Source organism: Pseudovibrio denitrificans JCM 12308, from assembly GCF_001310815.1.
Lineage (GTDB): Bacteria > Pseudomonadota > Alphaproteobacteria > Rhizobiales > Stappiaceae > Pseudovibrio > Pseudovibrio denitrificans.
Window position 1 is genome coordinate 41,295 of the sequence record NZ_BAZK01000032.1, and the last position, 9,088, is coordinate 50,382.

Annotated in this window: 3 protein-coding genes; 2 read left to right on the forward strand and 1 reads right to left on the reverse strand. The window is 48.3% G+C overall.

The window, feature by feature from the left end:
* Positions 1-518 precede the first annotated feature (518 nt).
* Positions 519-1,442, forward strand: coding sequence for a LysR family transcriptional regulator (locus tag JCM12308_RS25485; RefSeq protein WP_158309184.1), 924 nt, complete (start codon positions 519-521; stop codon positions 1,440-1,442).
* 83 nt (positions 1,443-1,525) lie between these two features.
* On the opposite strand, the gene JCM12308_RS25490 is transcribed toward JCM12308_RS25485, so the two are convergent.
* Positions 1,526-2,770, reverse strand: coding sequence for a hypothetical protein (locus tag JCM12308_RS25490; RefSeq protein ID WP_128647505.1), 1,245 nt, complete (start codon positions 2,768-2,770; stop codon positions 1,526-1,528).
* Between the two features lie 1,424 nt (positions 2,771-4,194).
* Between JCM12308_RS25490 and JCM12308_RS25495 the strand changes: the two genes are divergently transcribed.
* Positions 4,195-8,703, forward strand: coding sequence for an autotransporter domain-containing protein (locus JCM12308_RS25495; protein ID WP_054785529.1), 4,509 nt, complete (start codon positions 4,195-4,197; stop codon positions 8,701-8,703).
* Positions 8,704-9,088 lie beyond the last annotated feature (385 nt).

The window sequence follows — 9,088 nt, forward strand, 5'->3', positions numbered from 1 at the left end:
GTTGTGTGGAGTGGCCGTGCATCAATTTGACAAGCCGCGGCACTACTACCCGTTAGGGGAGTGAGTATTACAACGGAGTTTTACATGTGATATTGAAGCAGTGAAACTCATTGCCCACACAGCAAAGTACACATCTAATAATATATTAAAGCGCGTTATTTAATCTGCAATACTCATTGCGTAAACGCGCCGCTCGTTAGGCTATAATATTAAATTCTAACCCATTACTACATTGCAGCATCAAAGTTAATCTCGACATTATTGACTTTCATCAAGTTAGAATTTAGATCTCTCAGTCCGAAGTGCACATCATCGAACGCTCGATTTAGACACGGAGATTAAATGTAACGCGAGTTTTGGCCTCTTGTTACTTAAGATCGCTCATTACATTCGCTTCTTTCCATTTCCATTTTGCGCTCTAGTAAAACTACGGACTGTGAGTAAGCAACTCATTAGGCCACCGCAACAAAAAGAAATTGAAGGCCCTATAGTTATTAGCTATGAGGCGAGGAGGGCAATTGAGTACATTGACCATTCAAAGGCTTGAGATCTTTCGAGCCATCTATGAAAGTGGAAGTCTTACTCAGGCGGCATCAGAGCTTAAACTTGCGCAGCCCACTGTCAGCAAGCATATCAGTAATTTTCAGCGCACTCTGGGATTTGATCTCTTCGTTAACGAGAAGGGGCGCTTGCGACCAACCGTAGAAGCAAATGCACTCTATCAAGAATGTAAAGGTATGTTTGATCAGCTGGAGCATATTGACCAGTCTGTCCAATCTCTGCGTCGCGGTAGTGAGCAAGTTCTCAGGGTGATGATTGTTGTGCCTGGTGCACAGCTGCGCCTCTTTAGTGATGCTATCCGGGCCGTGAGAGATCGATGGCCAGATATTAATCTGATTGTTTCTGTTGGAGGGCGCGATACTCAGATTTGGAAACTGCGCAGAGGGGAAATTGACCTCGGGATAGGAACTCCTAAGCTTCCTCATCCAGATATTGAAAGTGAGGTTTTGACCACCTTGCGGATGGTGGCTGTCATGCCAGCAACCCACGAACTTGCAACGCAGAAGAAAGTTTCAGTTTCTGATTTTGGCAAATATCCAAGCATTTTGCCTTCAGATTCAACTTTGTATGGTAAGCTCATTTTAAGAACCCTGGAGCATGTGGGTGTAGTTCCAGATACCAGGATCAGCGCAGAAGCGCCCAGCCAACTACCATTACTCGTAGATTCATTAGAATGCTTGAGTATCCTTGATATGATCACAGCCTTTCATCCACCTAAAGACGCCGCCATCAAAGTTTCGCCCCTAGATGTGTCCATGGACTACAACGTCTGCGTTAATCGGATCCAGGGCCGGGTTCTTACACCGCAAGCCGAGTTCTTAATTGAGAAGCTGCGTGAAGGATTGTCACAAGAAAAGCAACGCATGGAACGTCAGCTTTAGGATTGTAGGCTGATTCTCTGTTCGAACTCTGCATTTAACTGGAGAGGCGGCGCAAGATAAAGACGCCGCCTTTCAGGTGCTTATCACTCAGCACAAGGCTCTAGGCACAGTGGGTCATCTTCTCTGCAATAGCCCGGAACGCATTGCGGACCGCCATAGCCTGCTGGCGGGTTAGAAATGCAGGCATAATCTTGCGTGTAAGTGGCTCCTGAACAACTTCCATTCTCCAGACAGCTTTCGGTTGTGTTTGTCTGAAACTGGAAAAGTACGCGATTAGTGGCATGTTTGTCTGGATTGCATGTGGCGGTAAAAGTGTCAGTCACAGATTGCGACAGTGCTGTTTGGAAGTTCTCTGACAATGCAAAACTCATCGACACCTGTTCACTCACCTTGCCACCAGCGCCGAGGACTTCAAAACTTTCTTCTACTGTTTCTGTAACTGTGGACGTCCATTCTGCCGTCGTGGACCAGGTGTTGGTACGCGAGGTGCCGATAGAGAGTTGTTTCGAAATCGTACATCCTTGACCCTGACAAGACTCGACTTTTGACCAGAGCCCGAATGTGCTGGTCGCAGATGGTGCGACAGCCATCCAATAACAACGCTTGGTTTCGTGGATCGGATTAGGCCCAAACGTCTCATTATTGCACTCATAAACATTGTCTGCTGAATGCATAAAGCGCCAATCATATTGATTGTCAGTCCCATAACGCATGAGAACTACATCACCGACTTTTGGAGTGCAGTTTTGTCCTTCGGTCGCACACTCTGTCAGCGTCTCATTGTCCGAAAGTGTGTAATATGCATCCTTACTGTACTGGCAGACCTTGGTGGTGCCGTCGCTTGGGTTATAGTTGAAATAATCGTTGGAGCAGTCCACGGTTTGCTTTCTATCACCGGACATCACCGTATACATCCACACGTTGCCACTGCTATATCGGATCCAGTGCATCTTACCTGTATCCGGCAGACTGAACGTTTCTCCTTGTTTGGCGACGTCAAAATAGCTTCTCTCTGGTGCAACTTTCAGAAGGTTTGCTGTCGTATAGGCGCATTTCTTATTCTGACCGTCCGACGGGTTACCCCAGAAGTTATTGCAGGAATTTCTGTCCAACCCCTGAGCGAGGATGTAGGTATAATTGTCTCCCTCGCCGTACCGCATGGTGACGATACCGTCGCTGTCGGGATAACAGTGTTTGCCTTCATCAGCGCAGTTTACCCAACTTGTTTCTTCCTCGTTTTGATGAGCGGAATCGGCTTGCACAGGGAGCGCAACCAGGGTTTGGGCTAGGAGCGCAGAGCTTGAAGCAATCAAAAGATTTCGTAGCAAAGGATATTCCTTTCAAGAAAACACATCAGCTGTGAAATGACGTAGGCAACGCCTTGCAAGCACGCTGCAGAATACGCCGTTCCAGCTTTTTGAAGATCTTTTCAACTTAAGGGAGGGATTGCCTATTTAAGTAACTGGACATAAATATTGCCGCCCTTAAGTAAAAGTGCAGAAAGGATATAGATTAGTCTCGAAGTGGTGGCAATATAAATGGTTTTAATGTTATATTATTGCAGATTATACGTTAATTAATCTAAGTAATTTTAGTTTTATGTGTATTTTTGACATTAATACTACGATCAACGCAATGCTGCTGAGATGTTGTGATCTAACAGTTCTCAGTATTCCACTGTGAAAAGGCAGTCTAAAAATAACTAAGGAATAATTTGGGAGAAATGCCAGGGTAATTAAGTAGAGGCTCCTTAGAACTATAGATAGGAACACTCCTGCAAGCGAAGTCATTGGGTACTTCTTCGATTCCTGACAACAAGGGGGTGTCATCAAGTTGCTAACTGGCATTTCTCCCATGCCAAAGCTAATCGCTCAGGCTATTGTTCTTCTTACTCCTATTAAATTTAGCAATAACAGAACCGGACTCTGCGCTTATCATTTTGATGTCATCGGAGATTAGGTATTTGAAGACCAACATGCCTACAACGCAAAAAAGTTATAAGACACTTTGCTTTAAGCTATACATCACTACTCAAGAGCGAAGATGCTGGCTTTCATGGTTTCTCCCTAATTAGAAAAAGAGCAAGCCCGCAGGCTTCTATCGATGTTTATACAAACTGTTTCGCAGTCAGGTTTGTGGCTTCCCTTGTGACATTTCCCGATCGATGTGCCGCTACCAATCTAATACTCTGAAAAGTACCAGTGTCCGCTTATGGCCCCTAGTTGCAAGATAGCTTAAATTTTGGGAGAGCTTTTTGCACGTGCAGCAAAGTGTATGAGAAACGAGGCAACTAATCGCATCAGTAGTTGAGGTGAGACTGGCGTTCCTAATAGATATAGCGGGCTATTTGCAATCTTAAGATTGAGAGAACGCTTCCAGTACTCGCGTTAGCGTGCATATCCTATCAACTTCAGGGCTAGGCACTACACTATTCCAATAACCAATTCTGCTTAGATATCCATCAAAGCGGCTGAAGCATGAAAACTTGCGCGTCAAGTATATGTAAGGTGAACTCATTTATATTATTGTGATTTTTTATTACATACTATTTGGTAGTCTTAATAAATATTAATTTATTGTTAATTTATTTAATAAAAATCGTATTTTGCGATGAATATATTTGGCTTTCTTCTAAGATGATGACTGATGAACCGTAATGAATGGACAGCAAATGGTGTTCTTGCGCTTTCGACAGTCAGTTTTAGTACTAGGATTATTAGTATGGTTCCATCCTGACGTTTATGCGCAGGCCGTGATTGATGATGATAATCCCTTGGGCCCAAACCAGACGGTTGGCGGGCCCGGTTCCACACATGGAGATACCTGGAATGTTGGTGGCACACTCGTCGTTGGTGATAACGGTGCTGGCACTTTAACAGTTCAACAAGGTGGGGAGCTAACCAGTGGCTTAAGTACGTTAGGCACAAATGGCTCATCAGGAACCGTAACAGTGACTGGCAGTGATTCGAATTGGACTGCAAGTAGCGGTATTCGCGTCGGGCGCGGAGGGACCGGTATCTTCAATATTGAAGACGGTGCCACAGTTACCAGTACACAGGGTCGTGTTGGGGTGATTGGATCACAAGGCACAGCTACTATTACCGGAACTGGGTCTGCATGGACCATTGATACCGATTTGATTGTTGGGAATGGTGGAACAGGCAATCTTATCGTTGAGCAAGGCGGAGCGCTTATTACTGGTGAAAGCTCTGTTGGCGAGAACAATGGTGGCAGTGGTACGGGCGTTGTAACCATTCGAGATGCAGGATCAACTTGGGATCTCAGTGATCGCTTGCGGGTTGGTATAGCTGGCACTGGCACCGTAAATGTTGAAAATAGTGCTAGCGTTACAAGTACAGAGGGGCAGCTCGGCGTATCGAACAACTTAGGTACGGTAAATGTGACTGGAGCAGGGTCTACCTGGGACATTTCTGATGAGCTTGTTGTTGGAGCGACTGGGGCTGCGGGTGGCAACTTGAATATCTCTGATGGTGGATCAGTAACCTCGCAGGGCTCCATTGTTTCTGAGTTTGCAACCAGCAATGGAGCGGTGACAATCACTGGTTCAGATTCAATATGGACTGTTTCGGGAAACATAATCATTGGTCGCCAGGAAGATGCAGTTGTTACAATTTCCGATGGTGGGACGCTTGATACCCGTGGGAGCAATACAATTGGCCTCTTTAACGGTACGGGTTCTGTTGTTGTTACAGGCGCAGGTTCGAATTGGACGGCTGCAAACAATGTTGTGGCAGGCCGTTCTGCCAGTGCGGTGATCACACTTTCTGAAGGTGGAGTTCTCGAGATTACTGGCGGAAATCGAAGGTTGGTACTCGGTCAAGAGGCCGGGGCTCGTGGCACACTAAATATAGGTGCCGCTACTGGTGAAGTGGCAACGGCAGCTGGCACATTCATTGGCAGCCAAGTGCGCCTGACCGCTGGCCGGGATGTGATCGTCTTCAATCACACGAGTACAGATTATACGTTCGGTGCCGGGCTTTTTGGGGATGGTGATGTTCTTATTGAGAACGGCACAACCACGCTGACGGGGAACAATAGCTCTTATTCAGGAACCAACACGATCACGGGTGGCACGCTTCGCGTTACAGATATCGATCAACTCGATGATAGCTCTACTGTCCTTAATGGCGGGAGATTTGTATATGCCGACACATCAAATGGCTCATACTCTGCACTAACGATTGGCAGTAGTGCCGGAACAATTGAGGTCTCGGAGAGCTCTGCAACTTTTACAATCTCAAGCGGGCTGACAGGAACAGGAAGTATTACCAAGGACGGAGCCGGCGTTCTTCGTTTAACTGGCGCAAATGATTTTAGCGGCGGAATAACCATAACTGACGGAAGTGTGCAGGTTGATAATATCAGCAGTTTGGGCACGGGCACGACGACTGTTAATGGTGGAACGCTGAGCTACAGTGGAACAGCGAGTGCGACTTACTCCAATCTTGTCTTGAGTGCTGCAGGCGGCGCCTTGGAAGTTACTGAGAGTTCGGGAGTACTTGAGGTTAGCAGCAGTCTTTCGGGGACGGGAAGCCTAACCAAAGATGGAAGCGGAACGCTAGTTCTCTCCGGAACGAACACCTACAGCGGTGGAACGTTTATTACAGGTGGAGTACTTCAAGTCGATGATCTGGACCGCCTGGGAACGGGAGTAACCACACTCAACGGTGGATCCCTCAATTATACAGGAACAGGCGCTATCACGCTCTCTGATTTGGTTTTAGGTGGTGCTGACAACACGCTTGATATCAGCAATAGTGCGGCGAGTATTACGGTTTCGAGCGGTCTTTCGGGTACGGGCAGCTTAACCAAGAGTGGAGCCGGTACTCTCATCCTTACCGGGACCAACACTTACAGTGGTGGAACAACTGTTTCAGCAGGAACACTGCAAGGTGATAGCTCTAACATTCAGGGAGATATGTTGATTGACAGTGGGGCTACTGTGGCTCTTACTCAAGCGACAAACGGAACCTATAGCGGAGACTTGTCCGGTTCTGGTGCTCTGACTAAGACCGGATCTGGTATTTTGACCCTATCAGGTAATAATTCCGGTTACTCTGGCGTGATCACCGTCGATAGCGGCGGGCTGTCGATCTCGGCTGCCAACCAGTTGGGTACTGGAACTACTCTGCTTAATGGTACATCACTCAGCTATACTGCGGGCATCGACGCTACTCTATCCACCGTAGCTTTGGGGACAGGTGCCAGTACATTGGAGGTGGCCAATGCTGCAGCGGCTGTGACGCTTTCAAGGGATCTATCGGGCACGGGCAGTTTAACCAAGACCGGAGCAGGTACGCTTGTCTTATCCGGCACCAATACCTATAGCGGTGGGACGACTGTTTCTTCGGGAACATTGCAAGTTTCACAGGTTGCGAACTTGGGAACAGGAACCACCACTCTTAATGGGGCGACGCTGGCCTATAGTGGCGTAGGAACAGACAGCTATGGCGCGCTCGCAGTAGGAGCAGCTGGAGCTACTGTCGAAGTGCTGGATCGCAGTGGAGCTCTGCAGTTTACGAACACTGTGATCAGTACGGGAACCTTCACCAAAACTGGCGTCGGATCTCTCGCCTTCAATAGTTCTAGTAACTCATTTGTGGCAGGTCTGACAGTTCAGGAAGGAACGTTGCTGATTGGCGATGCAACGGACTTTAGCACTGCATCTGTTGTGTCAACTTTTACAGTTGATACAGACGCTCGCCTTGGTGGGCACGGAACTGCTGATGGGAGTGTTACTCTTGACGGCGGCATCATCGCTCCCGGCGCCTCCTTTGGTACCATCACGCTCGGCAGCCTGGATGCAACAGGTGCTGGAGGCGCGCTGGAAATGGAGATCGGCTCAGATCCAGTATCTGGAACGGTAAATACAGATCAGATCCAGATCCTCGCGGGCGGAAGCGTGGATCTGAATGGCATTGCGCTCAATCTTGTTAACGTAATGGGTCCAACACCCGTCAAAATCGGCGATGAGTTCGTGATTATTGACAATCTCTCCACTCCGGGAACAGAGCCTCCGACTGGCACATTCAGTTCAGTCAACCACGACATGTTCATGCTCGATGTCAACATTATCTATGGCATCCCAGGAGATGCAAATGATGTGGCGATCCAGTTCATCCGAAGCTCCAACAACTTCAACTTTCTTGCAGATACGCGCAACGAACATGCTGTCGCGCAGGCACTAGATACTATCAATGAGAGCGGCGACCTGTTTACACAGCTAGCTCCGATGAACAACGCGCAAATTAAAGCTCTTCTCGACCCACTTGCCGGCGAAATCAACGCCTCCACCCGCGCTATCCTCCTTGCTGATAGCCGGTTCCTGCGGCAGGCCGTAAATGATCGTCTCTATAAGGCACACAGTGCTTTTGCATCAAAAATGGATGATGACATGGTTTCCCGAACCGTTGGCGACTTTGAGATGTGGGGGCAAGCCTATGGCAGCTGGGGGGAATTCTTCTCAGACGGCAATGCCCGAACCACCGGCAGAAGTGTGGGTGGTGTTCTAGTTGGCGTTGATGCGACCTACTTTAACATGGTGCAGCTCGGTGTGGTTGCGGGCTTCGGCAGAACCTCCATCGACATCAGCTCAATTGATGCGTCTTCGGACAGCGACAGCTACAGCGTCGGCGGGTACGCCAGCGCCAATCCGATTGACAATGTCAAACTGCGCGGAGGTGTTGCCGGCACATGGTACAACATCGCAACTGACCGTAATGTTGCTCTTTTCCCGGAAGAAACACTTTCAGCTGACCAGTTTGCTGGCTCCGTACAGGTTTTCGGTGAACTCGGTTACACACTGGAAAGCACCTACGGAAATCTGGAGCCCTTCGCTGGTATCGCCTACGCTTATCTCTCTGGTCCTGGCTTCAACGAAACCGGTGGTGCGGCGGCTCTCAAAGCAGACGGACAGTCCAACGGCCTCACTTTCCTGACACTGGGAACACGCGGTGAGTTTGATCTATCCAACTTCCTGTATGGTGAGACAAGCTTTGTCGGCCTCGCAGCCTGGCAATACTCTTCCGCCGATTCACTGGACTACACTCAAAGCTTCATCGACAGCGGTAACCCGTTCACGGTTGCCAGCGTACCAATTGCCCGCAACGTGGCCCTAATCGAAGCCGGCCTTCAGTCCAACCTCAGTGATCACATCCAACTCAACATAAACTACTACGGCCTCCTTGCCGACGAAGCCGTAGACCACGGCGCCAACGCAAGGCTGTTCGTGCAGTTCTAGGTTGAGAAAAGAGGGGTTCTTAAAAATGGAGAGAAACTAGTTAAAACTCCCTGATCTGTTTGCTTCTTTGAGTTTAGGTCGAGGTAGCGCCGTCAAGTTCCTTTAACGCAAGGTCGGCCTTTTAAGTATCCGCTTGACTGTCAGGCGATGAGAAGAAAATAAGTTATCACTCTAATTAGAGCGACTTTTTCCGCTTCTACTTCAAGCGGACATGCTTTTTGTTGCGAATTTTGATTGTGATCTGAAGATACGGGACAGTTCGTTGGTGGTTTTTGGAGGTTAAGCCTTATGGGAAGCCTGCGCGCTCTCATTTGTTGACATAGTGCTGACACAAGGCACAAAAGCAAAAAGCTCCCGGGAGGGAGCTTTGCTAAACCTCTTTGTA